At 60.8% G+C, this 25,226-nt stretch carries 21 protein-coding genes and 1 pseudogene; 9 read left to right on the top strand and 13 right to left on the bottom strand.

Annotated features, from left to right (window positions below):
* The first annotated feature begins 21 nt into the window (after positions 1 to 21).
* Genes ATY77_RS22435 through ATY77_RS22420 form a run of 4 tightly spaced genes read left to right on the top strand, consistent with a single transcriptional unit; the run spans position 22 to position 5,191 of the window.
* Entirely contained in the window at positions 22 to 1,113 is a 1,092-nt protein-coding gene (locus ATY77_RS22435; RefSeq protein ID WP_245314389.1) for an ABC transporter permease, read from the top strand.
* Positions 1,110 to 2,810 (top strand): ABC transporter ATP-binding protein, encoded by a 1,701-nt coding sequence (locus ATY77_RS22430; RefSeq protein WP_088688892.1) that lies wholly within the window; start codon positions 1,110 to 1,112, stop codon positions 2,808 to 2,810. The genes ATY77_RS22435 and ATY77_RS22430 overlap by 4 nt, the downstream gene beginning before the upstream one ends.
* Positions 2,811 to 2,813: 3 nt before the next feature.
* A complete protein-coding gene (gene manD, locus ATY77_RS22425) occupies positions 2,814 to 4,022 on the top strand; it encodes a D-mannonate dehydratase ManD (RefSeq protein ID WP_088688891.1) in 1,209 nt (402 codons plus the stop codon).
* Positions 4,023 to 4,036: 14 nt separating this feature from the next.
* Positions 4,037 to 5,191 (top strand): mandelate racemase/muconate lactonizing enzyme family protein, encoded by a 1,155-nt coding sequence (locus ATY77_RS22420; RefSeq protein WP_088688890.1) that lies wholly within the window; start codon positions 4,037 to 4,039, stop codon positions 5,189 to 5,191.
* 119 nt (positions 5,192 to 5,310) lie between these two features.
* On the opposite strand, the pseudogene ATY77_RS22415 reads toward ATY77_RS22420, so the two are convergent.
* Together ATY77_RS22415 and ATY77_RS22410 are read right to left on the bottom strand one after the other, a co-directional pair.
* Positions 5,311 to 5,538 (bottom strand): annotated as a pseudogene (locus ATY77_RS22415) (nuclear transport factor 2 family protein); the annotation flags it as partial.
* Positions 5,539 to 5,579: 41 nt separating this feature from the next.
* Positions 5,580 to 6,470, bottom strand: a complete 891-nt coding sequence (locus ATY77_RS22410) for an AraC family transcriptional regulator (RefSeq protein WP_088688889.1) — start codon at positions 6,468 to 6,470, stop codon at positions 5,580 to 5,582.
* Between the two features lie 300 nt (positions 6,471 to 6,770).
* Between ATY77_RS22410 and ATY77_RS22405 the strand changes: the two genes are divergently transcribed.
* Entirely contained in the window at positions 6,771 to 7,919 is a 1,149-nt protein-coding gene (locus ATY77_RS22405; protein WP_088688888.1) for a right-handed parallel beta-helix repeat-containing protein, read from the top strand.
* A 46-nt stretch (positions 7,920 to 7,965) separates the two neighbouring features.
* On the opposite strand, the gene ATY77_RS22400 is transcribed toward ATY77_RS22405, so the two are convergent.
* Genes ATY77_RS22400 through ATY77_RS22390 form a run of 3 tightly spaced genes read right to left on the bottom strand, consistent with a single transcriptional unit; the run spans position 7,966 to position 11,199 of the window.
* The gene (locus tag ATY77_RS22400) at positions 7,966 to 9,084 is read right to left on the bottom strand and encodes an acyltransferase (RefSeq protein ID WP_088688887.1); all 1,119 of its coding nucleotides are present in this window, start codon (positions 9,082 to 9,084) and stop codon (positions 7,966 to 7,968) included.
* Positions 9,085 to 9,097: 13 nt separating this feature from the next.
* Entirely contained in the window at positions 9,098 to 10,426 is a 1,329-nt protein-coding gene (locus ATY77_RS22395; RefSeq protein ID WP_088688886.1) for an O-antigen ligase family protein, read from the bottom strand.
* Between the two features lie 38 nt (positions 10,427 to 10,464).
* Positions 10,465 to 11,199, bottom strand: a complete 735-nt coding sequence (locus ATY77_RS22390) for a GDSL-type esterase/lipase family protein (RefSeq protein ID WP_088688885.1) — start codon at positions 11,197 to 11,199, stop codon at positions 10,465 to 10,467.
* A 218-nt stretch (positions 11,200 to 11,417) separates the two neighbouring features.
* Between ATY77_RS22390 and ATY77_RS22385 the strand changes: the two genes are divergently transcribed.
* Positions 11,418 to 12,221, top strand: coding sequence for a Ku protein (locus tag ATY77_RS22385; RefSeq protein WP_088688884.1), 804 nt, complete (start codon positions 11,418 to 11,420; stop codon positions 12,219 to 12,221).
* A gap of 4 nt (positions 12,222 to 12,225) precedes the next feature.
* On the opposite strand, the gene ligD is transcribed toward ATY77_RS22385, so the two are convergent.
* The 4 genes from ligD to ATY77_RS22365 are packed head-to-tail and all read right to left on the bottom strand — an operon-like array spanning position 12,226 to position 16,106.
* Positions 12,226 to 14,721, bottom strand: a complete 2,496-nt coding sequence (gene ligD, locus ATY77_RS22380; protein WP_088688883.1) for a DNA ligase D — start codon at positions 14,719 to 14,721, stop codon at positions 12,226 to 12,228.
* Between the two features lies 1 nt (position 14,722).
* The gene (locus ATY77_RS22375; protein ID WP_088688882.1) at positions 14,723 to 15,562 is read right to left on the bottom strand and encodes a Ku protein; all 840 of its coding nucleotides are present in this window, start codon (positions 15,560 to 15,562) and stop codon (positions 14,723 to 14,725) included.
* Positions 15,563 to 15,579: 17 nt separating this feature from the next.
* Positions 15,580 to 15,810: a DUF2188 domain-containing protein gene (locus ATY77_RS22370; protein WP_088676808.1), complete on the bottom strand. Its 231-nt coding sequence runs from the start codon at positions 15,808 to 15,810 to the stop codon at positions 15,580 to 15,582.
* A gap of 35 nt (positions 15,811 to 15,845) precedes the next feature.
* Entirely contained in the window at positions 15,846 to 16,106 is a 261-nt protein-coding gene (locus ATY77_RS22365) for a hypothetical protein (RefSeq protein ID WP_088688881.1), read from the bottom strand.
* Positions 16,107 to 16,251: 145 nt separating this feature from the next.
* Here ATY77_RS22365 and ATY77_RS22360 point away from each other — a divergent pair, with 145 nt between their 5' ends.
* The 3 genes from ATY77_RS22360 (at position 16,252) to ATY77_RS22350 (ending at position 19,233) form a co-directional block, all read left to right on the top strand.
* Positions 16,252 to 16,680 (top strand): OsmC family protein, encoded by a 429-nt coding sequence (locus ATY77_RS22360; protein ID WP_088688987.1) that lies wholly within the window; start codon positions 16,252 to 16,254, stop codon positions 16,678 to 16,680.
* Positions 16,681 to 16,778: 98 nt separating this feature from the next.
* Complete coding sequence (locus ATY77_RS22355) at positions 16,779 to 18,215, top strand: FAD/NAD(P)-binding protein (protein ID WP_088688880.1); 1,437 nt, start codon at positions 16,779 to 16,781, stop codon at positions 18,213 to 18,215.
* Positions 18,216 to 18,327: 112 nt separating this feature from the next.
* The gene (locus ATY77_RS22350) at positions 18,328 to 19,233 is read left to right on the top strand and encodes a DMT family transporter (RefSeq protein ID WP_088688879.1); all 906 of its coding nucleotides are present in this window, start codon (positions 18,328 to 18,330) and stop codon (positions 19,231 to 19,233) included.
* Here the strand turns inward: ATY77_RS22350 and ATY77_RS22345 are convergent.
* The 4 genes from ATY77_RS22345 to ATY77_RS22330 are packed head-to-tail and all read right to left on the bottom strand — an operon-like array spanning position 19,199 to position 25,056.
* Complete coding sequence (locus ATY77_RS22345; RefSeq protein ID WP_190237678.1) at positions 19,199 to 20,878, bottom strand: VOC family protein; 1,680 nt, start codon at positions 20,876 to 20,878, stop codon at positions 19,199 to 19,201. The two genes, ATY77_RS22350 and ATY77_RS22345, sit on opposite strands and share 35 nt — an antisense overlap.
* Before the next feature lie 21 nt (positions 20,879 to 20,899).
* On the bottom strand, positions 20,900 to 22,495 hold the full coding sequence (locus ATY77_RS22340; protein WP_088688878.1) for a response regulator: 1,596 nt from the start codon (positions 22,493 to 22,495) through the stop codon (positions 20,900 to 20,902).
* Positions 22,496 to 22,499: 4 nt separating this feature from the next.
* Positions 22,500 to 22,925: a response regulator gene (locus ATY77_RS22335; protein ID WP_004674503.1), complete on the bottom strand. Its 426-nt coding sequence runs from the start codon at positions 22,923 to 22,925 to the stop codon at positions 22,500 to 22,502.
* Positions 22,912 to 25,056: a PAS domain-containing sensor histidine kinase gene (locus tag ATY77_RS22330; RefSeq protein ID WP_088688985.1), complete on the bottom strand. Its 2,145-nt coding sequence runs from the start codon at positions 25,054 to 25,056 to the stop codon at positions 22,912 to 22,914. Before ATY77_RS22330 ends, ATY77_RS22335 begins: the two co-directional genes overlap by 14 nt.
* Positions 25,057 to 25,226 lie beyond the last annotated feature (170 nt).

Genomic DNA, 25,226 nt, shown 5'->3' with positions numbered 1-25,226 from the left:
GTCAATCTCAGTGGCAGGGACATGGCCGTCGCCGGCCAGTGGCGTCTGTTCTGGCTGAAATTCAAGAAACACAAGATCGCGTTGGCGAGCCTCGTCGTCATCGTCTTCATGTATCTGATTGCGGCTTTCGCGGATTTCATCGCACCCTTCGATCCGAACGCCACCAATGCGCGGTTCACCTATGCGCCGCCGCAAGGCCTGTCTCTGCTCCACGACGGCTCCTTCCGCCCGCATGTCAGCCAGCTCAAGATGACGCTGAATACGGAATCCATGCGGCGCGAATTTGCACCCGATCCGGCAAAGCCCGTCGATGTCGGCTTCTTCGTCAAGGCGCCGCAGCCTTATTATCTGCTCGGCTTCATCCCGATGCAGACCAAGCTCTTCGGCCTGACGAACCCCATGCCGGGCGATAGCATGTATATCTTCGGCGCTGACCGCCTCGGCCGCGATATTTTCTCGCGTGTCGTTCACGGCGCCAAGATCTCGCTGTCGATCGGCCTCGTCGGTGTCTTCATGAGCCTTTTGCTGGGCGTCACCATCGGGGGTATCTCAGGCTTCTTCGGCGGCTGGATCGACCTCGGCATTCAGCGCATGATCGAGCTTCTGCGCTCGATCCCCACGATCCCGCTATGGATGGGCCTTGCCGCTGCCATTCCAGTCGGCTGGCCACCGCTTCGCACCTATTTTGTCATTACGCTTATCGTCTCGCTGATCGGCTGGACGAGCCTGGCGCGCGAGGTCCGCGGCAAGTTCCTGTCGCTGCGCAACGAGGATTTCGTCATCGCTGCCCGTCTCGACGGCATGAGCGAGGTCGGCATCATCTTCAATCACCTTGTTCCGTCCTTCATGAGCCACATCATTGCGACCCTGACGCTGGCGATCCCCTCCATGATCCTGGCGGAAACGGCGCTTTCCTTCCTCGGCATCGGGCTGCAGCCACCGATCATTTCCTGGGGCGTGCTCTTGCAGGAGGCGCAGAATATCCGTGCCGTGGCGCAGGCTCCGTGGCTTCTGTTCACGCCTGCGGCGGCCATCGTCATCACGGTTCTTTCCCTCAACTTCCTCGGCGACGGTCTTCGCGATGCCGCAGATCCCTACGAGTCGGTTTCATGACCATGACAAACGATACGATCCTCAAGGTCGATGACCTCAAGACCTACTTTCCGACCCGCACCAACGTATTCAAGGCGGTCGACGGCGTCTCCTTCGAGCTGAAACGCGGCAAGACGCTCTGCGTCGTCGGCGAGTCCGGTTCCGGCAAGTCGGTGACGGCCCGCTCCATCCTGCAGATCATCGACCGGCCCGGCCGGATCGAAGGCGGCTCGGTGGTCCTGACACGGGCAGACGGCACCTCGACCGATCTCGCAAAGCTCGATCCGCGCGGCAAGGAGATCCGCGGCGTACGCGGCAAGGAGATCGCCATGATCTTCCAGGAGCCGATGAGTTCGCTCTCGCCGGTCCACCGTATCGGCACGCAGATCGGCGAAGCGCTCAGGATCCATTTCGGCATTCGCGGCGAGCAGCAGCGCGAGCGGGTGCTGGAGCTGTTGCGGCAAGTGGAAATCCCGCGGCCGGAAACGGCGATCGACCGTTACACGTTCGAATTCTCCGGCGGCATGCGCCAGCGGGTGATGATCGCCATGGCGCTCGCCTGCAACCCCTCGGTTCTCATCGCCGACGAGCCGACGACGGCGCTCGATGTGACGACGCAGGCCGAAATCCTCGACCTGATCCGCAAACTGCAGCAGAGCCACGGCATGGCCGTGCTCTTCATCACCCATGACATGGGCGTCGTCGCCGAGATCGCCGACGAAGTGCTCGTCATGTACCGCGGCAAGGTGATGGAGAAAGGGCCGGTCGAGCAGATCTTCCATGCCCCGCAGGACGATTATACCCGCGGGCTGATCGGTTCCGTCGTCAAGCTGGAACGCAAGGCGGAAGTGCGTCTGTCGCGGCCGCCGATCCCGGTCGAGGCGCCGCCGCTATTGGAGGTGAAGAACCTCTCGTTGACCTTCCCGTCCGGCCTGCGCGCCGTCGATGATGTGTCGCTAATTGTCCGGCCTGGCGAAACGCTCGGCATTGTCGGCGAATCCGGCTCCGGCAAAACGACGATGGGCCGCTGCCTGCTGCGCATCTACGATCCGCAATCCGGCGCCATGGATTATCGCCGCAAGGACGGCAGCACGGTGGAGCTGCGCACCACCGACAAGGCAACGCTCAAGGATGTCCGCCGCGATATCCGGATGATCTTCCAGGACCCTGTCGGATCGCTCAGCCCCCGCAAGACGGTCGGCCAGATCATCGCTGAGCCGCTGAAGCTCGCCGGTATGAAAGGCAGGCCGCTCGAGGATCGGGTATCCGAGCTCATGCAGCAGGTCGGTCTCGAGCCCTCCTGGCGGGAGCGCTATCCGCATGCCTTCTCCGGCGGCCAGCGCCAGCGTATCGGCATAGCCCGTGCCATCGCAGTCAAGCCGCGCCTGATCATCGCCGACGAGGCGACCTCGGCGCTCGACGTCTCGCTGCGCTCGCAGATGCTGGACCTGATGATGAAGCTGCAGGACGAGCTCGGTCTCTCCTATGTCTTCATCTCGCACGACATGTCGGTCATCCGCTACATGTGCGACCGCGTCGCAGTCATGTATCGCGGCAAAATCATGGAAGCAGGCGAGACCGACCAGGTCGTCAACAATCCGGCGCATGATTATACGCGCGCACTTCTCTCTGCCATTCCCCATCCCGACCCGCGAAACCGGCGTATTCACAACCGGTTCCGCTACCACCCCACACGCACAGTTTCAGCCAACGGATAAGTCATGAAAATTACCGACGTCAAAATCATCGTCTGCTCGCCGGGCCGGAACTTCGTCACCGTCAAGATCTTCACAGATGAAGGCCTGACGGGCGTCGGTGACGCCACGCTGAACGGCCGCGAGAAGGCTGTCGTGGCCTATCTGCAGGATCACCTGGCGCCGCTTCTGATCGGCCGCGATCCTTCACGCATCGAGGATATCTGGCAGTATTTCTACAAAGGTGCCTATTGGCGCCGCGGCCCGGTGACGATGGCTGCTATCGCCGGCATCGACACGGCACTTTGGGACATCAAGGCCAAGGCCGCCAACATGCCGCTCTATCAGTTGCTCGGTGGCGCGAGCCGCGAGAAGGTGCTCTGCTACACGCACGCTCAGGGCACGGACATTGCGGAAGCCGTCGAGGCGGTCGGTCGCCGGATCGAGCAGGGCTACAAGGCGATCCGTGTACAGGTCGGCATTCCCGGTCTGCCGGATGTCTATGGAACGGGAAAGAAATCCGTCACCAACAATGCAGCCGACGATGCGGTTCCGCATGAAGAGGTATGGTCGACCTCGAAATATCTGCGCCATATCCCGAAACTGTTCGAAGCCGTTCGCGAGGCCTACGGTCCCGATGTCGAATTGCTGCACGATACGCATCACCGCCTGACGCCCATCGAGGCGGCCCGCCTCGGCAAGGATCTCGAATTTGCTCGTCTCTTCTGGCTGGAAGATACGGTCGCTGCAGAACATCAGGAAGGCTTCAGGCTCATCCGCAAACACACGACGACGCCGCTGGCCGTCGGCGAAGTGTTCAACACGATCTGGGACGCACGCCTGCTGATCGAGGAGCAGCTGATCGACTATATCCGCACGACGACCGTGCATGCCGGCGGCATCACGGCGCTCCGTCGCATCATGGATTATGCCGGCGTCTACAATGTGCGCACGGCTTGCCATGGCGCCATGGACATGTCGCCAATCTGCCTTGGCGCCAATCTGCATCTCGATCTCTGGGTGCCGAACTTCGGCATCCAGGAATATTCCGGCTATCTGCCCGAAATTCTCGAAGTCTTTCCCGGCGCTTGGACCCTTCACGGCGGTTATCTGCATCCGGGCGAAGCCATCGGACATGGCGTCGATATCGATGAGAAACTCGCCGAAAAATATCCATACCAACGCGCCTACCTGCCGGTGAACCGTCTGGAAGACGGCACCCTGTGGCATTGGTGAGAAGAGGGGATGACATGAAGATCACAGCGATCAAGTCCTATGCCGTCAAGGTCGGCATTCGCAACCAGCTTCTGGTGAAGGTCGAGACGGACGAGGGCATTTTCGGCTGGGGCGAGAGCGGTCTTTCCGGCCGCGAGAAGGCCGTGGTCGGCGCTCTCGAACATTATGCAGAATTCCTGCGTGGTCGCGACCCGTTCAAAATCGGCGCGCTCTGGCAGGAAATGTATCGCAGCCAGTATTTCGAAGGCGGCCGCGTGCTGCAGGCGGCGATCTCGGCGATCGACATTGCGCTGCATGACATCAAGGGCAAGGCGCTCGGCGTGCCGGTCTACGAATTGCTCGGCGGAAAGCAGCGCGACTGGATCCCAACCTTCGCGACGACCTTCGCCGAGCCCGGACCGGCGATGATCGAACAGGCGCAGATGCTTGTCGAACATGGATGGACGGCCATGCGCTTGTCGCCCGCCGGTCACGAGAACAAGGAAACCTATGAGCCGCGCGAACACATCGCGACGACCGCCAAGTGGTGCGTCAAGGCTCGCGAAATGCTCGGAGAAGACGTGGTTCTCGGCATCGATTATCACCACCGCCTGACGGTGGCCGAGGCCGCGAGCTTCTGCCAGAAGATGCCGAAGGGCACGCTCGACTTCCTCGAGGAGCCGATCCGCGACGAGACGCCAGGCGCTTATGAGGCGCTGCGGCGCATGACCGACATTCCCTTTGCGATCGGCGAGGAGTTTTCCTCGAAGTGGCAGTTCCTGCCCTATATCGAGCGCGACATTCATCAGTTCAACCGTCTCGATGTCTGCAATGTCGGTGGTCTCACGGAGTCGATGAAGGTCGCCGGCTGGAGTGAGACGCACTATGTCGACATGATGCCGCACAATCCATTGGGCCCGGTCTGTACGGCTGCGACCATCCACTTCGCAGCCGCAGTTGCAAATTTTGCCTGGCTGGAAACCCGCGCGAGCCCGGCCGAGACCCACCTCGGTTTCGACAATTCCGAATTTTTCCCGATCCAGCCACGGCTGGAAAAGGCGCATTACGCTGTCTCCGACGCGCCCGGTCTCGGCATTGAAGTCAATGAGGAACTGATCGCGAAACAGAGCTTTGAATTTTGGGAGGCGCCGCACCTCAAGCGTCGCGACGGTTCGGTGACCAACTGGTAGCCGGCCGCGCAAGTTCCTGAGATCGAGAGGTTGGCGCTGCGATCTCGGGGTATGGGGAAGCGGATATCCCATCCGTAGTTCGATGCGGGATGCCCGCCTCTTGCCTCAAAGGCACCTGCCTATTCAGACGGCGTTACACGCGTCCAGAACTCGTTGAACGCCACTGAATCGAAGAAGGCCGAGGCGCGTACGATGCGTCCGTCGCGCATGTCGAGGAACCAGGCATAGGTGTTGACGTAGGGCTTTCCATCGCGGGCGATGCCGCGGGCGTCGAAGAAGACGATCACGGTGTCGCCATCGGCATAGACGTTGCGGATGACGGGCTTCCTGTTTGCAGATCTTGCGCTGTGCCGCGCGTGTATAGCTGGCACGCTCGCGACGGTGGGCGTTATTGGCCCCTGAGGAGGGCGCGGTACTGGCCGGGCGTCAGGCCGGTCATTTTGCGGAAGACCCGCGTGAAATTCGCCTGCGAACCAAAGCCGGTGTCGAACGCGATCTCCACAAGCGAGGATCGCCCGAGCCGCAGCTTCTCCTTGGCCGCTTCGATCCGCCGCTCCGTGACGTAGCGATGCGGGGCCATGCCGGTAGCCTTGCGAAACATCCGGGCAAAATGAAAGGGGCTGAGGCAGGCTTCGGCAGCAAGGTCGTCCAGCGAAATTTCCGCAGCGATGCGGGCTTCGATGAAATCGAAGACGCGCTGCAGCCTTTTCGGACCGATGGTCGGCGCCCGGGCGGCGGGCTGCCATCGACCGGACGAATAGGTGCCGAGCAGGTGCGCCGCCAGCGTCAGCTGCAGCCCATCGAGGAAGAGCCGATCCGTCTGCTCCAGGGTGCGATTGAGCAAGCCGCGAAATAGCTGACCGATCTGCAGCACCATGGGATCGGGCACACCGCCCGCATAGGCGAGCTCCACCCTGGCCGGGTCGATGTCGAAATTCGAAAGCGCGGTCTGCCGGACGAGCGAGGGCGGCAGGAAGAAATGCAGGGATTCCGGCATCGTGCCGACAACCTCCACGCCGCTCTCATGGACACCTGCAGGACATACCCATGCGACGCCGGGGCGGGCGATCGCCTCCCGCGGGTGACCGTCCCCCGTCCACCTGATTTTCGATTGGCCTGAAAGCAGGACCGCTATCTCAGTGCATTCGAGGGTAAGGTCCAACTGCCAGCCCGGATCGAAACGCCGGAGTTCGACCTGCAGCGACGAGCATTCCACGAGCTCGCCCACCCGCTCGCTGGTCCGGTATTTTCGATCTCCTTGCGACTCCACGAAGGTCATGTCGCGTCCTCGCCGCAAAACCGGTTCGAGATTTTGAAGTCTTCAGGCTGGCGGGCCGATTGCCGCCGCCTTCAATCCGCAATCATTTCTAACTTAACAATATCGTGCCGTGAGCCAAACCGAGGTTGGGACAGCCATGAATTGCAGTATGGATTGTGGCGAAAGTTCACGCAGGCAGCAAGTGCTGCCGTCGCGAAGGTTTTCATATTGGCTGCGCATCGGACCGGGAGCAACCGTCAAACTCCTGCCATATGCGCTTCCTTAATTCGCTGAGCTATGATCCTGCCGATTGGAGACCCGATGCCCGCCATCTCTCGAAAGAAAGTTCACGGCGCCCGCACGCAAGGGCAGGTCATAGACGGCGCTGAGGATATCGGTGTCGCTTATCAGGTGTTTTCCGATACGGTGATTGAGGATGTCATCGTCAAGAATTCCCCGCGCGGCTTCAAATTTCACAACGGCAGAAATCTCGTCATCAGGCGCTGCGAAACCCAGAATGTGAAGGGCGACGGCATCTATCTGACGAAGACGGTGGACGTGCTGCTGGAAAACAACCGCATCGGAGCAGCGACCGGGCAAGGTGCCGACTGCTGCCAGTTCGCCTATCAGAACAGCGACACCAATATCAGTTCCGACGTCGTGATCCGCGGCAATCTCTTCCTTCAGTCGCCCGCCAGCGCTTCGAACAAGGGCGCTCTGGTCTGCGATAAAACCCGAAAATACCGCGTCGAATACAATTTCATCGGCGGCAAGAACTTCTCCTTTTCATCGATCGGCGATGATGCCGTCGTGCGCAGCAACATCATGCGCGATGGCAGGATGAACGACTACTCCTTCGGCTACGGCATCGGCGACAAGGCCGACCATGCCGGCCACCACGTTTATGATAACTGGATCGAGAACAACAATCGCGGCGTGGCCCTCAGCGGTTTCTCCGACCAGGAGCTCGCATTCCGCAAAGATATCGACATCCATGATAACGTGATCAGCGAATGCGACATCGCCTTCTTCGCCAATCGCGGATGGTCCGGGAGCTTCCGGCGCAACATATTCCTGCGCTGCAAACAGGATATTGTCCTGAAAGGACCCGGCAAGGAGACAGCCGGCGAAGTCGAAGGCAATTATGCCAATGACGGCAGTTTTCTGAATGTCACACCGCCGCCGCTTCGCTTCCGGCCCGACGACGGAAAAGCCTCCGTCGCCTCCGGCGAATGGACATCCGAGCCGGACGAGATCCGCATCCAGTGGCGCGATAAGGGGATCGATATCCCTGGCGCCAATCGGCCTTCAATCGCCCCCGAACCCGGCATGGAATTGTCATGCGTCTTGCTCGCCCGCAAAGGCCAGAATTGGATGCTGGCGATCGCGGAGACCGCCTACGACGAATTCACGCCGCGCGCATGGCAGGAGCATATGCTGCCCTGGCAGAAGAGGTATCTCTCGATTTAAGCGGCGGTCGTGCGGGCTGCCGCTGGCACTGGGCATTGCGCCAAAGTCAGGATCGGCGCCACTTGAGCCACCGGAGTCCGATTGTTTTTTTGCCGCTGATCGCCTTTCGCACCGGCTCGTCGTAGAGCCGGGTAACGACGATTGCCAGAAGGACGATAAGCGGAAGAACAATGGTGAAAATTGCCCAAGCCGGTGGTTGTCCCATTCCGGCTGCCTTCCAGGCGCCGAGCATCAGCCCGATCAGCGGCACGTGAATTGCGTAGAGCGCATAGGATGCCTCTCCGGCAATGAGAAGTGGCTGCCGCAATATCCCGTCGAAGTTGGATGCGTAAAGAACAAGCACGGCAACGGGAAATAAAACGGAGATAACAAGCAGGTCTTTGATGCCGATGAAGGCCGCTGGTGTCTGAAAGATGAGAAAAGCGGTTGCAATAAAGATCGTCGCCAGCGCGATTGCCTTTCCGAAACCAGAAGTCGGCGAAAGCCGCTGCCGATAGCGGTACATCAAGATGCCAATGGTGAAGGAAAAGAGAACGCGCGGAAATCCGGAGAGCAAAGCGCCGTCGAGCGGGATCAGATCGGCGCTTCCATGGCTCAGCGTCTGCGCCGCCAACCAGATCCATGACGCAATGAGGATAAGGACGAGCACACCGCTGGAGAGCAATCTGGCCGCATAACCGTAAGCCAGGTTGATCACAATTTCCAGGAAGAGGGACCATGACGGACCGTTGAAAGGAAAGAGGTTCGGGGACTTCAGCGACGTTCCGCCAATCGCCGGCAGGAAGAACATCGAGGCGGTCAGAGAGGCAGCGAACAGTACGGGGTCGATCTGCTGATTTCTGCTGAGCGACATGCCTGCGTAAGCGAATACGCCCAGCACCAGGCCAAGCAGATAAAGTGGATATAAGCGGATCAATCGTTTGAGGGCAAAATCATTGGCAGACAGCGACGATTCCTGGATCAGTTTCCTTTCATAGGCATGACCAATCACAAACCCGCTAAGGCAAAAGAACAGGTCGACGGCGAGATAGGCAGCAGGCGCCGCATCGAAACCGACAAATCCTTCTGTATGATGGACCGCCACACAGATAGCCGCCAAGCCACGAATCCCGTCGAGGCCAACAAGTCTACGATTGCCTGAACTCATATTCTTAACCTGATGCATGTTGTTCGCCGGCTTAGGTCGGTTTGCGGAAGCGGGACAGGAATTCCGGGCCCAGGCCCACAAGCGCGATCAGGGTATGAGGCCACAAGATGAAAGGGGCGAGCATCATTCCAGCTTCGGTGAACGCGCCGATCAAGATCAGAAGTATTATAACGACCTCCTTTCTCTTCGTGATGGCGAGGGCTTGATTCAAGGGCGACGAGGTCATTTTCGTCACCAGTCGCACCACGACGAACGAGGTCCAGATCACAGTGGCAGGTATGCCCATATTCAGCGCGAGTTCGATATAGGTGTTATGCGTGGACTGAGCGTCCCAGGTAAGACGGACATATTGCTCCATGATTTCCGGCTGTCGGAACAAGGCAAATCCCCAGCCCGAAAGCGGCCGCTCGGAAATCAGAGGCAGCAATTGCTCCCAAACATTTGTACGTCCGCTGAGCGTAAGATCTTTCCCGAATGACTCGGCAACCGCCTGCGCTACGCCCATCAAAGCGATGGAGACAACAAAGCCCAGCAAGGCGAATGCGAGAAGAACGATGAACGATCGCAGGATGCGACCCGGAAAGCGTTGGATAAAACGCATCCCATAGAACACTGCTATTCCGATCGAAAGCAGGACGACGGCAGTTGACGACTTCGCCAGCACGATGAGCACCAGGTAGAGCAGCATTGCTGTCCATCTCAGTAGGTCATAGTAGCGCAGTCGGCGGGTCGAAAAGACCGGAAGCAGCAATATGAAGTTCGTTGCCGAAAACTGGCCGAGCATATTTTTGTGATAGAATGCCCCCTTCACCATCCCGGCATAACTGCCTCTCATGACGGCGAACTGAGGAAAGGCTGCTGTGTAAAGAATGTTTATGAAAGCCGTCGCAATTGCGAACTTTGCAAGACTTTCAAACGTTTCGACCGCTCCGTAACGGGCTCTGTAAAGAATTGGCCCGGCTGACAGCAGCGCTACGGCTATGAACGCACGGAACGAGGAGCCAGGGCTGACGGAAAATACGATCGACAGAAAGCAGCATAAGCAGATTATACCGACCAACGGCGAGGCGCTACGGATCAGTTCAACGATCCGCTTGGGCTCCAGCATGCAGTACAGTCCAATGAGCGGAACGAGCGACATCAGCAACAGTCGCATCGGCATTGGATCTTTACCGGCACTCTCCTGGAAGTTGGCCGGCAGCCCATACCACATGCCGGTTGCCCGCCACAGCGTGATGTAAAATATTGCCGTGAGGACGATCCGAACAGTGGTTTCGCGCTTGATACGGTATTGCGCCCGAGGCCTGAGTCTGTGTCTTTGCAGGCCGATCGGCTGGTAGCTGTCGAATGAGGTGCTCATGACACTCCACTTACCTTTGCTGTCCCGAGGGACAAAGATCAGAGCCGCAGACCCGCTGCGGAAAGGAAGTTCCCGATCAGATTGTACGCCCCTTCCTCGAAATGAAGATGGTCCGGCTTGTAGTTGGGACACTCTTTATCGCTTGGCTTGCCGCACCGCAACATATCATCGTTCATTTGAATAAAAGTGACATGCGGCAATTCTGCTAGTGAAACCGCTATTAGCTTGTTGGCTGAAACACGTATATCCTCATAAAAAGCATATTTCTTGCCGCGAGGCGGTATGGACAAGGAATAAATATGGGCGCTCGGCCATAGAGACCGAGCCTTTTTGACGACCGCCGTAACCCCCGTCACGACAGAACAAGGATTTGTTTTCGGACCCAGATTGTTGGTGCCGATGAGGATGACGACATCGGCCGGGTGAAAATCTGGAAGATTTAGATTGTCGAGCCGATAAAGCGCATTTTGCGTGGTGTCGCCGGCAACCCCGAGATTCATCGGACGGCGGGTGGGGAAACTGTTCTTCACCCACGGCTGCCAAAGCTCGACAAGAGAATCGCCAATAAGGGCCAGATCATATCGGGAAGATCTGTCGCGATAGGTTGGAAGAGCCCGATCGTATCTCCTGGTCGGAGGTTTCGGTTGGCCTGACGCCGCTGTCGCTATTGCGGGTTCGGGGCATTCTTGCCCGAAAGACAGGTCGGCGGCGCCGATAACCAGAACAAAATTGAAGACGAAAACGACGGCTAGTTTGGCGAAAAGCCTCAACATTCAGCGTACCATGTCCTAAAATCTTTGGGCCGCATTATTGAGTAGGATATTGGGCGTGACAAGGGAGGAATGGTCCGGCACTCGGCCTGCGGCACTGAAGCGCGGTTTGCAGCGGCCGTGAACGATACTATCTGATCCGCGAATTCCGCATTCGCGGAACCAAAACGCAGGTCCGCCGTTCACTGCCATGTCCGCAGGTGTGCGGCAGGTGGGAACACATGGCACGTCAGACATTCTGGAAAGGCTATCTCAAGCTCTCGCTCGTCACCGCCGCCGTCTCCCTGACACCGGCGACGACGGAGAGCAACAAGGTGCGTTTCCATGTTCTCAATCGCCAGACCAAGAACCGCGTCGAGAGCCGCTATGTCGACAGCGTCACGCACAAGCCGGTGGCCGAGCGGGACCAGGTGAAGGGTTATCCGCGCGGCGAGGACGATTATGTTCTCCTGGAGGACGAGGAGATCGAGGAGGTCGGGCTCGAAAGCACCCGCACCATCGATATCGACAGCTTCGTGCCGCGCGGCTCGATCGACTGGATCTGGTACGACAAACCGCATTTTCTGGCGCCCGAGGACAAGGTCGGCGTCGAAGCCTTCTGCGTCATCCGCGAGGCGATGAAGGCGAACGACGTCGTCGGCATCGCCCGGTTGGTTCTCTATCGGCGTGAGCGGGCCGTGCTCCTGGAGCCTCAGGGCAAAGGCATCATTCTCTGGACCCTGCGGTACGGCGAGGAGGTGCGCGAGCCGGTGGCCGAACTTGACAGCGGGGCCAAGATCGACAGCAAGCTGCTGGCGTTGATGAAGCAGCTGGTGAAGGAAGAGACCAAGGATTGGAGCCCGGCCATGGTGCAGGATCCGATCCAGAAACGGCTGAAGTCGATGATCCGCGGCAAGCAGAAGAGCCTGAAGAAGGCCGCGCCCGCCAAAAAGCCGGCGCCGGTGAAATCGACCGGCAATGTCATCAATATCATGGATGCGCTGAAAAAGAGCCTGGCCGCGGAAGGCCGCCGGAAGCCGAAGTAGCTCCCTATCGCTTCTTCTTTTCCAAAGGTTTGGCCGCTGCGAAGAATCCGTCCCAGGGGTCTTTCGGCAATGCGTCGAGCCGCGTCGGCGTGTTATCAACGGTGAAATAGGCGGGCCCGATGTCGGCGCCGAGTTCGCTCCATTCCAGCGGCATTGAGACCGCGGCGCCGGGTCTCGCTCGCGTCGAATAGGGCGCGACCGCCGTATTGCCGCGGCCATTGCGGAGATAGTCGATGAAGATCCTGCCCTTGCGCTTGGCCTTGGTCGCCGTTGCAAGATAACGGTCGGGATCGTCGGATGACATGCTGTCGGCAAGCCATTTGGCAAAGGCCTTCACCTCCACCCAGCCGGCCTTCGGCGCAAGCGGCGTCACGACATGCAGGCCTTTGCCGCCCGATGTCTTGACGAAGGCCGCGAGACCTTCGGCCTCCAGGCGCTCCTTCAATTCGTAAGCGGCCGCGATCACATCCTCCCATTCCACGTCCTCGCCGGGATCGAGGTCCATGGTGATCATGTCGGGTTTTTCCCAATTGTCCGTCGTCGCACCCCAGGGATGGATTTCGAGCACGGCCGATTGCACCAGGGCGACGATGCCGTTGAAATCGGTGATGCGCAGCAGCTTTTCTCCCTGCTTGTCCTTCGGATCGATGATCTCGCCGATATGCTGGTTCATGCCCTTCCAGGCATGTTTCTGGAAAAACCGCTGGCGGCCGTTGATGCCGTCGGGCAGGCGCAGCAGCGCCAGCGGCCGGTTGACGACATAGGGGGCCATGAAGCGCCACACCTGGGCGTAATAATTCGCCAGCCCTTCCTTGGTCACGCCCTCGTCCGGCCAGTAGATGCGGTCGGGATGGGTGAGCGTCACGGCTGATTTCGGCAGCTCGCGTGTTGTCGTCTTTTCCGTCTCGCGCGTCACGCCCTTCGCCGGCTTGTCTTCGCGCAGGCCGCGAAAGGCGGCATGGCGCAGATTGCCGTCGGCCGACCAGGCGCGGAACTCCACCTCGCCGACCAGCTGCGGCTTCACATAAATCAGCCCGCGCCGCTCCTCGGCCGTCAGCTTGTCGTCGAATGATTTTTCGTTTTGCTGAAGCTGCGACAGCCTTTCATAAAGCATCTGTGCCATTGCCGCCGTATAGCCGGTGCCGACGCGGCCGACATGCTTGAGCTCGCCGTTCTCATAATAGCCCATGGCCAGCGAGCCGATCGCATTCTTCATCGCCGTCGAGGGCACATAGCCGCCGATGACAAATTCCTGGCGGTGCGAACATTTCGATTTGATCCACTCGCCCTTGCGTCCCGACGTGTATTTGCTGTCACGCAGCTTGGAGATCACGCCTTCCAGGCTGAGCCGGCAGGCATGGTCGAGCACCAACCCGCCGCTTTCGTTGAAATGCGCACTGTAGCGCAGCTTGTCGCCATCGCCGGAGAGCAGGGCTTCGAGCAGGCGCTTGCGATCGATGAGCGTCGCGTTCAAAAGGCTGTGGCCGTCGAGATGGAGAAGATCGAAGGCATAGAAGACGAAGCGATCGTAGCGGCCGTCGCTGAGATCGTGCTGCAGCGCCGAGAAATCCGAAGCGCCGGTATCGCGCTCCACGACGATCTCGCCATCGATCATCGCCGACTGTACCGGCAGCGCGGCAAAGGCATCCAGCACGTCCTTGCCGAATTTCTTCGTCCAGTCGAGCCCGCTGCGGGTGAGCATCCTGACATCGCCATCCTCGATCCTGACCTGCAGGCGGTAGCCGTCGAACTTAATCTCATGGATCCAGCGGTCGCCAGCCGGCGGCTTCGGCTTCAGCCTGGCAAGCGCCGGCTCGATGAAATCGGGCAATGTTGCCTTTCGCGCCCCCTTCGGCCAGTCGCGTTGCTCGGGTGCCGGGGCTTTAGCTTTTCGCGCCGGCTTTTTGGCGGCGACCGCCTTAGAATTCCAGGTCGCGTCGGGGTTTTCCGCCACCTCTTCGAGCTGCCGGCCTGATTTGGCCGATTCCGGTCTTTCATCGAGAATATTGCCGTCGTGGCGCGCCTCTGCGTCGTCCCCCTTGATCAGCAGCCAGTTTTCGCCCTTTTCGCCGGGCCGGCCGTGCATGCGCACGAGATGCCAGCGGCCTTTCAGCTTCTCGCCGTCGAGTTCGAATTCCATATGGCCCTTTTGGTACGCCTTGCGGGCATCGCCATGCGGGGTCCACGTGCCGCGATCCCAGACGATGACAGTGCCGCCGCCATATTGTCCTTTCGGGATGATGCCCTCGAAATCGCCGTAGGAAAGCGGGTGATCCTCGACATGCACGGCCAGCCGCTTATCTTCGGGATTGAGGCTCGGCCCTTTCGTTACCGCCCAACTTTTCAGCACGCCGTCCATCTCCAGCCGGAAATCGTAGTGCAGCCGGGTCGCATCGTGCTTTTGGATGACGAAACTGTTGCCGCTCGTGCGCGCCTTTCGGCCGCGCGGCTCCGGCGTGAGCTTGAAATTGCGCTTCGCCTGATAGGTTTCGAGAGCCATCTCAGCTTGCCTTCTTCCTGCCGCTGTCGCTGCGCGCCGGCGCCTTCTTCTTCGCCGGCGGCTTGCCGCTCATCTTTGCGCTCTGGCGCAGCGCTTCCATGAGGTCGACGACCTTGCTTTCCCTAGGCGCTTTCCTCTTCGGCGGTGCGCGGCCCTCAATCTTCGCTTTCACCAACTCGACGAGCGCGTGCTCGTAGCGATCCTCATATTTGCTCGGATCGAAGCTGCCGTGCTTGGTCCCGATGATATGGCCGGCGAGCTCGAGCATTTCCTTGTCGAACTTGATGTCGGGAATATCCTTGAAGACGCTGTCGACCGAGCGAACCTCGTAGTCGAAATTCAGTATCGTCGCGACGATATAGTCGTCATGGGGGCGGATCAGCAGCGTACGGTTGCGCCGGAAAAGCACGGCTTCGGCGAGCGCCACGACCTTGCCGTCGCGCATGCCCCGGCTGATCAGCGACAGGGCTTCTTCGTCATGGGCATCGGCGGGCGCGAGGTAGTAAGGACGATCGAAATAAAGCTTGTCGACGGCGTCGGAGCCGATGAAGGCTTTGACATCCAGCACCTTGTCGCTTTGCGGCATGATCTCGGCGATCTCGTCGCCTTCGATGACGATGTAATCGCCATTCTCCATCTGGTAGCCCTTCACCTGGTCGTCGCGTCCGACCGGCTTGCCCGTCTCGCTATCGACGAACTGCCGTTCGACCCGGTGGCCGGTCCTGCGGTTGATGAGGTTGAAGGAGACGCGGTCGGAAGAGGAGATGGCGGTGTAAAGCCCAACGGCGCAGGCGAGGTCGCCGACTTTCAGATGACCTTTCCAGCTTGCCCGAGCGGCCATTCCGTCCTCCGTCGCATTCAAAGCCGACTGTTGCTCTTGTCGGTTTCGAGTTCCTGGAATGCCCAGCCGCCATCGGGTGAGGGGTAGGCGAGCAGCGCATCGCCGTCACCGATTTTCTGACGCGATGCGGCGTCCTTGGCGCGGATAATCGCTTCATCGGCAGTGGCATAGGTTTCAGAAAGCGTGTCCCCGAGCTTATAGGCCCAGCCATTGTCGTGCGGCACGACCTGATAGGTGATGTCGGCCATTTCGGATCTCCTCTCGTCATGGAGCATCATGCTCTCTAGTTCCGATTTGGTTTGCGCCTTTCGTCGAGCGCGATGATCTTCTCCAGGGAAGCGATATCCTCGCTGGTGACGACGGGGACCGGATCGGCCGCGATCGCCTCCAGCACCTCTTGAGATATGGCGCCGTTGCGGATTGCCCATTCCAGGGTCTCGCGTGTTTCCCGCTCGGCCTTCAGCTGGGCATAGAGCGCGACGATCAGCCGATCGCGGGCGTCCATCCGCCGGCCCTGGCGGTCCATGCTGCGGACATCAGCCATCGCAATCCACCTTTGTCACTGATTTCGTTCAGGTGTAATCAACTGATGAGGGATGGAAAGGTTCCGTTGCCGAGCGCTGCCGGCGCCCGTATGGGGCAGAGGGCGGAACGCTTTGTCTGAAAGGCTGTTGTCAGAGGATTTCATCATGGCAGATCTCAAGGCTCGTCCGCGTCCGACCGGCGCCACCGCCGTTCTCGGGCGCATGGGTTTTCCGCATGTCACGTCCACCACCAAGGGCGAGATCGATATCGTCACCGCACCGTCCCAGCCGGGCTTCAGCCCGCTCGATCTGCTCTATGCCTCGCTTTCGGCCTGCCTCGTGCTCAGCGCACGCATCGCCGCCAGCCAGATGGGCGTTTTGGACAGGATCACCGAGATCACAGTCGACGTCACCGGCGAGAAGGCGACGGAAGGTCTTTCGCGCGTTGCGAAGTTCAACATTGCCTTCTCAATCAAGGGCGATATCGACGAGGAAATGCGCGAGAAAATCGTCCGTGCAGCCGAAGACGAGATCTGCACGGTCAGCAATACGATCCGCGGCAATGCCGATTTTTCGACGACGATATCAGACTAGGCATAATCCATAATTATTATAGACAACTGCCGGCGGAGGATTGCGCGGCCAATGCCTGGCTTCTATGCTCGGGCATCGAAAGCGATGATCCGGCCACCATGCAGTTCAATCCACTCCTGAAGTCTCAACGGCCTGTCGTCGCCATCATCGGCGGCGGCGTTTCCGGCGCAGGCGTTGCCTACCATCTCGCCATGGCAAATTGCCGCGAACGTCCTGTCATCGTCGTCTTCGAACCGCGCGCCGAACTTGGCCGCGGCCTGGCCTATGACACGGCCGATCCGGCCCACCGCATCAATGTTCCGGCCGCCAAGATGAGCCTGCAGCCCGCCGACATCGGCGAATTCCAGGCCTGGATCGAAGCCCGGGATGCCGTCGCCGACGACCCCGAGGCGAAACAGCCCGATGGCATGCTTTTCCCGCGGCGCCGGCTCTTCGGCGAATATGTCGCTTCCCTGCTGAAGCCGTTGCTCGACGATGGCACCGTGCGTCATTGCCGCGCCGCGGTGACTGCCGTCGAGCGCCGTGGCGGCCGCTGGTCGATCCGGGATGACAAAGGCGGCGTGACGGAGGCCGATATCGTCGCGATCGCCACCAGCCATCCGCCGCCGGCAGCGCCCGGCCGGCTTGCGGCCAGGCTTGGCGCCCATCCCCGCTTCATCGCCGATACCACCAGGCCGGGCGCGCTCGAGGTGATCCGCCCGCACGACCGGGTGCTCATCATCGGCAACGGCCTGACGGCGGCCGATGTCATTGCCTCGCTGGCGCAGCGTGGGCATGCGGGGCCGATCACCGCGATCTCGCGCCGCGGCCTGCGTTCGCGCGGCCACGCGCCGGTGCCGCAGCAGCTTTTCGGCGATTTCGTCTCTCACGCCGCGCATTCCGCCGTTTCGCTGCTGGCGGCAATCCGCGCGGCCATCGATGCCGCCAAAGGGGAGGGCATAAGCTGGCACGGCGTGATCGATCAGGTGAGGGCGCAGGGGCATGATCTGTGGCAGGCGCTGCCGATTGCCGAGCGACGCCGTCTCGTCCGTCATCTCCGCCCCTATTGGGATGTGCATCGTTTTCGCATTGCGCCGCAGGTCGAAGCCGTGCTCGACGCGGCGACTGCCGCCGGCCGTCTCGATATCCTCGCCGGATCGGTCGCCGATGCGCGCATCGAGGGCGAGCTCATTCGTTGCGCCCTGCAGCCGCGGTATCAGCGTCAGCCGCTGGAGCGAAGCTATGACGCCGTCGTCGTCACCACCGGCCCGGCCCATGGCGGCATTCTCGAAACCCAGCCGTGGCTTTCCGCCCTTGCCGCAAATGGCCACCTGAGCCTCGATCCGACCGGCCTCGGCCTTGCCTGCACCGACCGTTCGGAGGCGATCGGCTCGACCGGGGCGGCAGATCCGTCGCTGCTGATCTCCGGTCCCTTGGCGCGCGGCACCTTCGGCGAGCTGATGGGATTGCCGCAGGTCACCGAGCATGCATTCTTCGTTGCGAGCGAAATTGCCGGGAAGCTAAAGGCAACTGCGGCGAAGCCACAACCGGCCTGATTTTCTATTTCCGATGTCGCTCTTTGACTGTCGCCACTGATCGGTTTCTGGTACTCAGTCGCCAGCCAATATCCCGCTGCCCTCCTGTTGGGCGGCCAAGAATATCGAGATCATGTCGCAGGCTGCCTCCACCCTTTCCGAAGCCTCGCCTTCCAATCGTTTTCCGCTGGCGATGCTCCTTCTCGGCGGAGCGGCGATCGGCGGCTCGCCGATCTTCGTCAGGCTGTCCGAGGTCGGACCGATGGCCACGGCCTTCTGGCGGGTGGCGCTGGCGCTGATCCCGATCTTCATCGTTTCGCTCATGAAGAAGAATGCGGGACCGAAACCGCAAAGCTTTTCCGACTATGGCATGCTGATCCTTCCTGGTGTCGTGCTGTCGCTCGATCTCGCTGCCTGGCACCTTTCGATCACCATGACATCGGTCGCCAATGCGACGCTGCTCGCCAACCTCGCGCCGGTTTTCGTCACCGTCATCGCCTTCCTCTTTTTCAAGGCGCGGATCAGCCGCGTCTTCGTGCTTGGACTTGTCACGGCACTGGCCGGCGTCGTCATCCTGAAGGGCGGGCCGGCCGCGCTTGGCAATGGCGACCTTCACGGCGATGGCCTGGCGATGATCGCCGCCTTCTTCTACGCCTGCTACATCCTTGCGCTCGGCAGACTGCGCAGCCGGTTCGATACGATGCGCATCATGCTGTGGAGCACGGCGTCCGCCGCCGTCTGCATCCTTCCGGTCGCCTTCTTCTTCGAGGGGAACATGGTGCCGGTGACAATCTACGGCTGGTCGATGGTTTTTGGTCTCGCTTTCATCAGCCATGCCGGCGGGCAGGTGGCGATCACCTATGCGCTAGCCTATCTGCCGCCGGCCTTTTCCTCGCTGACGCTGCTGCTGCAACCGGTCGTCGCAGCGATCCTCGCCTGGGCGCTACTCGGCGAGGCGATCGGCACGATGCAGGCCGTGGGCGGCGCTGTCGTGCTTGCCGGCATCATGGTTGCCCGAACAGCTCGGGCTTCGGCTTGACCGCCTGCTGTTCCAGCGGCGGCTGTTCGTCGCCCATTCTCTGCAGCAGCCACTTCTGGATGATCGGCACATCGGCATCGCCAAGGTCGTGGCCGCCGGGAATGACGTCGGAATCGACGGTGGCGCCCGAACTTTTCAGCCGTCCTTCCAGCTCGCTCGCATATTTGCCGTAGGCATCCGTCTTGCCGCTGATGACGAGCAGGTCCGTGCCCTTCAGATCGGCATGCGGATAGTCGCTGAGAACAGGCATGGAACGCAGCAGCACCGCCTTGTGAATGAGGTTCGGGTGCAGATAGAGCAGCGAGTTCAGAAGGTTCGCGCCGTTCGAATAGCCGACATAGACGACCTTCTGCGGATCGAGCCCATAGGATTTGACGGCGCCTTCGATGAAGGCCGCGAAAGCCTCAGCCTCAGTCTTGATATCGTTCTGGTCGAAGGAGAAGGGGGTGAGGCGCTTGTACCAGCGCGGAAAACCTTCCTCCGTTGCCCGCCCGCGTACGCCGAGCAGCGTCGCGCGGGGCGCCGCCTTGTTCAAGAGCGGCATCAGCGTCGTTTCGTTGCCGCCGGAACCGTGCAGAAGCACGAAGACGCTGCCGTCGGGATTCGGCGGCGTATAGAAGCGATGGACGAAGGGCAGTTCGCGGTAGTTGATGCGCGGTTCGCCAGGCATCGAAAATTGCGGCAGCACCACCTTCAGATCACCGAGATCGGTGATGGCGTCGGGCGGCGCGAAGAGCTTTTTCCCGAGCGCGGCCTGCTCTTCATCCACGATCATGCCGGGCTTGTCCGTCGCAAGCTCGATAAGCGTGCCGCCCGGTTCCCGAGCATAGAGCGAGCGGAAATATTTGCGGTCGTGCATGTTGGTCGGCGACGCCTCGGTCGTCTCCAATGCCCGGCGGACGGACAGCAGCGTCTCCTCATCGGGAGCGCGGAAGGCGACGTGGTCGACCGTGCCGGTGCCCGGCGCGCCGGACCAGAAGCCGCGCGCATCGCGCACGTCGATGATATCGCCGGATTGCGAGACCAGCCTGTCGATCGTGCCGCGGTTGGCCTGGAAGCGGTAGCCGAAATGGGTTTCGAGGAAGCTGCGGCTCTCGGCGGGCTTTTCGGTCAGCATGGTCGCGCCGCGCACCCGTTGGATGGTGTGCTCGACCGGGATCGAGACGCCATCCCAGACGGCTTGCGACGCGAGGCCCTTTGCGCCGGCGAGCTTGAGAATGATGTTGTCGGGATCCTTGAGCCGCAGGACGGGCTCGCCGAATTCCTCGGCCGGTCCCTCGGAGCGCAGGCCGAAGCTCATGGCGCGCGTCAGCCAATAGCCGATGCTTGTAGGGTCGATCGCCAGCGAAATTTCGCTGATCTGGCCGTAGCCGGCCCGTCCTGGCGCGCCGTCCTCCCAGGCGAGGAAGGTCAGCAGCGAACCCGGCGTTCCCGCCGCATCACCGTAGAAGAGATGCAGTTGCGTCGCGTCCTCGTAACCGGCCGTCTGCTTGACCAGCCGCATGCCGAGAAAGCCGGCATAAAAGTCCACGTTCGCCTGCACCTTCCGGGTGACGGCCGTGACGTGATGTATGCCTGATACCATCGAGAGCAGTCCTGATTGAATGGGCGTCAGGAGCGCGAGTATGAGAGCTGCGACAGTCATACCGTTGCCAATGACCATCGCTTAGTTTTGTTCCGCACAAAGCGCAAGCGAATCGCCGCGCTGCAGCAATTCCAGATGCTCCACATCCTCGAGTGCCTCTTCCAGTTGCTGACGGGTGGGTGGCTTGACCATATAGGCGAGTGCGCCGAGATCCCGTGCCCGCCGCATGTCGGTCTCGTCGCTCGAGGTGCTGAGGATGCAGACGGGAATCTGCTTGAGGCGGGCATCGGCCGAAAGCGCATGGAGCACCTCGAAACCGTCCATGATCGGCATGTTGATGTCGAGCAGCATCAGGTCGATCTGCGGCATGCCGGCAATGCCGGCGCGTTCTTCAAGCAGCTGCATCGCCTCGCGCCCGTTGGTGGCGACATGCAGGTTGAAATTCACCTTCTCGCGCCGCATCAGCTTGATCTTCAGAAGCTGGATGTCGGCGGGACTGTCTTCCACCAGCAGAACCTCGGCGAGCCGGCCGGAACCTTCGCCCAGATGTTCGCCGAGCCTGGCATTGTGCGTCACGGGCGAAACGGCGGGCGCCTGAGGCTTCACGACGGCGAGCGGCACCTCAACGATGAAGGTGGCGCCGGGTCCGTTTCCTGCCTCGCACCAGATCGAGCCGCCATGCAGCTGCGCGATGCGGCGGCAGATGGCAAGGCCGAGCCCGGTGCCCTCGATGCCGCGGCCGACGAGGCGTTTGAACGGCTGGAAGATCAGCTCGCGATGCTGCGGATCAATGCCTGGACCGTTGTCATGCACGGTGAGGCGGCAGACTTGGCCATTCGGTTCGCCCGAGATCCTGATCTCCGGAATCTTCTGATCGCAATAGCGGATGGCGTTCGACACTAGGTTCTGCAAGAGCTGGACTAGGAGAGTCGCATCGCCCATGACCTCCGGCAGCGGTCCGTGGATGATCACGGCCCCGCGGCTTTCGATCTGCTGGCGCAGATTGTCTTCCACCTGGCCGAGCACATCGGACAGCGACACCGGCTTCAGCTCCGGCCCGCCGGAGGCCTCGAGCTTGGTGAAGCCCGAGACCTTGACGATCAGGTCCTCCATATGATCGGCGGCACTCAGCACGTAATCGAGCAGTTCCCGGTCTTCGGCGGGAAGGGCCGCAGAACCGTGCAGGATCCGGCTGAAGGATTTGATCGTCCGGAGCGGCTCCTTCAGATCATGGGCCATGGCGCGCGTGAAGATCTCCAGCGATTGCCGCTTCTGCTCCAGCTTTGCTTCCAGCACGCCGTGCATGATAGCGTTCTGGATGCAGCGATGCAGCGTTTCCGGCGAAAGCGAATCCTTGGTCAGATAGTCGCGCGCGCCGCTCTTCATCACCTCGACGGCAACGGTTTCGCTGCCCTGGCCGGTCAGCACGATGACGTTGGCGGCAGGGTCGTCCTCGAGGATATCGGCAAGAACGCCGAGCCCGTCGCGCCCCGGCAGCGAATAGTCGAGCAGAATGCAGTTCGGCCGTCTGCGGCTGTTCAGCGCGCGCCCCTCTTCGCCCGTCTCGGCTTCGACCACCGTGTAAGCGATGCTGGTGACCCGGCCCAATATGCGGCGATAGACCTCGCGGTCGTCAATATTGTCGTCGATGATGAGAATGCAGCAGTCTTCCGCCAATCTGTCAGTCCTCGAGCGGAAGGATCGCGATTTCGAACCAGTATTCCTTCAGCCGCTGGATCGCGGCGAAGAGGCCGTCGAGATCGACCGGCTTCTGCACATAGGTATTGGCGCCGAGCGCGTAGCAGCCTTCGATATCGCGTTCGTCGTCGGAGGTCGTCAGGATCACCACGGGGATCTTGCGCCAGCCGTCGTTCGACTTGATCGCCTCCAGCGTCTTGCGGCCGTCGAGGCCGGGCATGTTGAGATCGAGCAGGATCAGCCCCGGTTTCGGCACCATCGCGGTCAGCATATCGAGCGCTTCCTGTCCGGAGGCCGCCCAGCGGATCGAGTTGCGCAGGTTGGTGCGTTTGAAGGCGCGCATCGTCGCTTCGAAATCGTCTTCGCTGTCTTCCACGATCAGGATCGGTTGCGTGTCACGCTGCTGCATTCTGCCCCTCGCGCTTTTTTCCCAGGGTGAAATAGAATGTCGTGCCGGTGCCGACTTCGGACTCCAGCCAGATATCGCCATTGTGCCGCGCGATGATCTTGCGGACGAAGGTGAGGCCTGCTCCGGTCCCGTCATCGGAATCCTGCGACTTTTCAAGCCGCTTGAAAATGCGGAAAATATCCTCGTGGAATTCCTGCGGGATGCCCTTGCCGTTATCCTTAACGAAAAACACGTTGCGGGCAACCGTGCCGTCCCTGCCGACATAGCGTTCGAGATAGCCGATCGAGACGAGCGGCGCCGGTTTGTCGTTGTACTTGATGGCATTGGTGATGAGATTACGGAATACTTCGGTCAGCCGCGGTGCGTCGCAGATCACGTCCGGGAGCCTGCCGTCGATGACGACCTTGGCATGCCGTTCTTCCAGGAGAAGCTCCATCGTCGCGACGACGTCCTTGACGATCAGGTTGATATCGGTGCGCTTGACCGCCAGTTGCTGGCGTCCGAGACGGGAAAAATACAGGAGGTCGTTGACCAGCTTCTCCATGCGCTGGCTGAGGCGCACGAGCCGGTTCAGCCGGCGCACGCCGTCGTCGTCGAGCTTGTCTTCGTAATCCTCCAGCAGGAAGCGGGAATGGTTGTGCAGGCCGCGCAGCGGCTCCTTGAGGTCATGCGAGGCGATGTAGGCGAATTCGTCGAGATCATGGTTGCTGCGCTCGAGATCGGCGGTATAGGCCTCGAGCTGGGCCAGCGTCGTCTTCATCCGTTCTTCCTGGCGGGCGCGCTCGCTGATATCGCGCACAATGCCGACGAAGGTCTTCGTATTGCCGGTGACGACGGCGCTGATGGAAACGTCGATCGGAAAGACGATGCCGTTCTTGCGCCGTCCCGAGACCATGCGCGTCGTTCCGATGATACGCTCTTCGCCGGTCTGCCGGTAATGGGCTAGATAGCCGTCATGCTCGGAATGGTAGGGTTCGGGCATCAGCATCTTGATGTTCCGGCCGGTCGTCTCCTGCGGGGAGTAGCCGAACATAGCTTCGGCCGCTGGATTGAAGCTTGTGATCGTTCCGCGCTCGTCGATGACGATGACGGCATCCGGCGTGCTGCGCACCAGCGCGCCGAAGCGGATACGTTCGGTCTCCAGGTGATGGCTGTTGCGCATGAAATAAAAGATCAGGATCGCGATCAGCCAGAGCGTGGCGGCCGTGATGGTGCGATTGGCGATTTCCTGCCAGAACGAGGCTTCGTCATGCCGGACGGCGAAGAAGCCGAGCATTAGCAGCACGGTGCAGGCAAAGGCGAAGAAAAGCGGCGCATTCCTGTTGCCGAACCACAGCGCCGTCAGCACCAGCGGCACGTACAGAATACCGTTGGCGACGCCGAGCGGCGTATAGAGATCGACGAGAAGGCCTGTGAAGCAGACCGCAGCCGGTATCCAGAGCGGGATCTGCGCCCGGTTCGCCGGCTGCATCAGCCAGGATCGGGCAAGAAGCCCCGAACCGAAGGTTACCATGCCGACGGCCGTGTGCAGCGCCATCGCCGCATAAGGCCCCCAGCGATAGCCCTGCTCGGCGGCGGTGACGTAACCGGCGAGCGCGATCATGCCGAGCGTGATGACGATATAGCTCGCCAGCTCCTGCACCACCTGACCTCTCGATTTCTCCATGCGAAGCGACAGCAGCAGGGAGAGATTGCCGATCAGGAACACCAGCGCCGTGTTCGGCCCCATGCCGCCGCCGATCTCCGCAGAAAAATCCGGCGCGACCAGCAGACCGGTCACGAGCGTGTCGACATAGTGGAAGTTCCGCCCGATCGTGACGATCTCCACGAGCCGGGCCGCGGCGATCGCAGCCGCCAGTCCCGCCGTGATCGCCGCCGCTGCCCGAAAGCGGCGGGCGGGAAATGTCGAGGTGACAAGCCCCGCGCCGGACAGCATGAAGCAGAGCGCGGTATTGAAGGCCATCGAGGGAAAGCCGGGAATGACCGAGAGAATCACCTTGATCTGGAACAGCCAGCCGGCAAGGACGGTCATGCCGAGAACGAACATCAGGCAGCCGACGGCGATCGCGAAGGCATGATAACGCCACCGCCTCCGCTGGTCTCGCAGGTCCACGTCGTTCCTATCCTGCACCCGCGTATCCTCCTCGGTTCGCGCGGTCATTTTTTCCGAAATCGAGGAATACTCAATAGGCAAGCCAGGGCTGTGCCGTGCTTTTTGTGAAACGATTTGTAGCAATGTATATCGAATTTTAGCAAAACGGCCTTATCGTGATGTCGAAGGACGGCGAGGACCATTCCAAC

Origin of the sequence: Rhizobium sp. R634, assembly GCF_002211305.1 — a bacterium.
In the GTDB taxonomy this organism is placed as follows: domain Bacteria; phylum Pseudomonadota; class Alphaproteobacteria; order Rhizobiales; family Rhizobiaceae; genus Rhizobium.
Note: the sequence above shows the minus strand (reverse complement) of the source record. Positions and strands in the feature narration are given on the sequence as shown.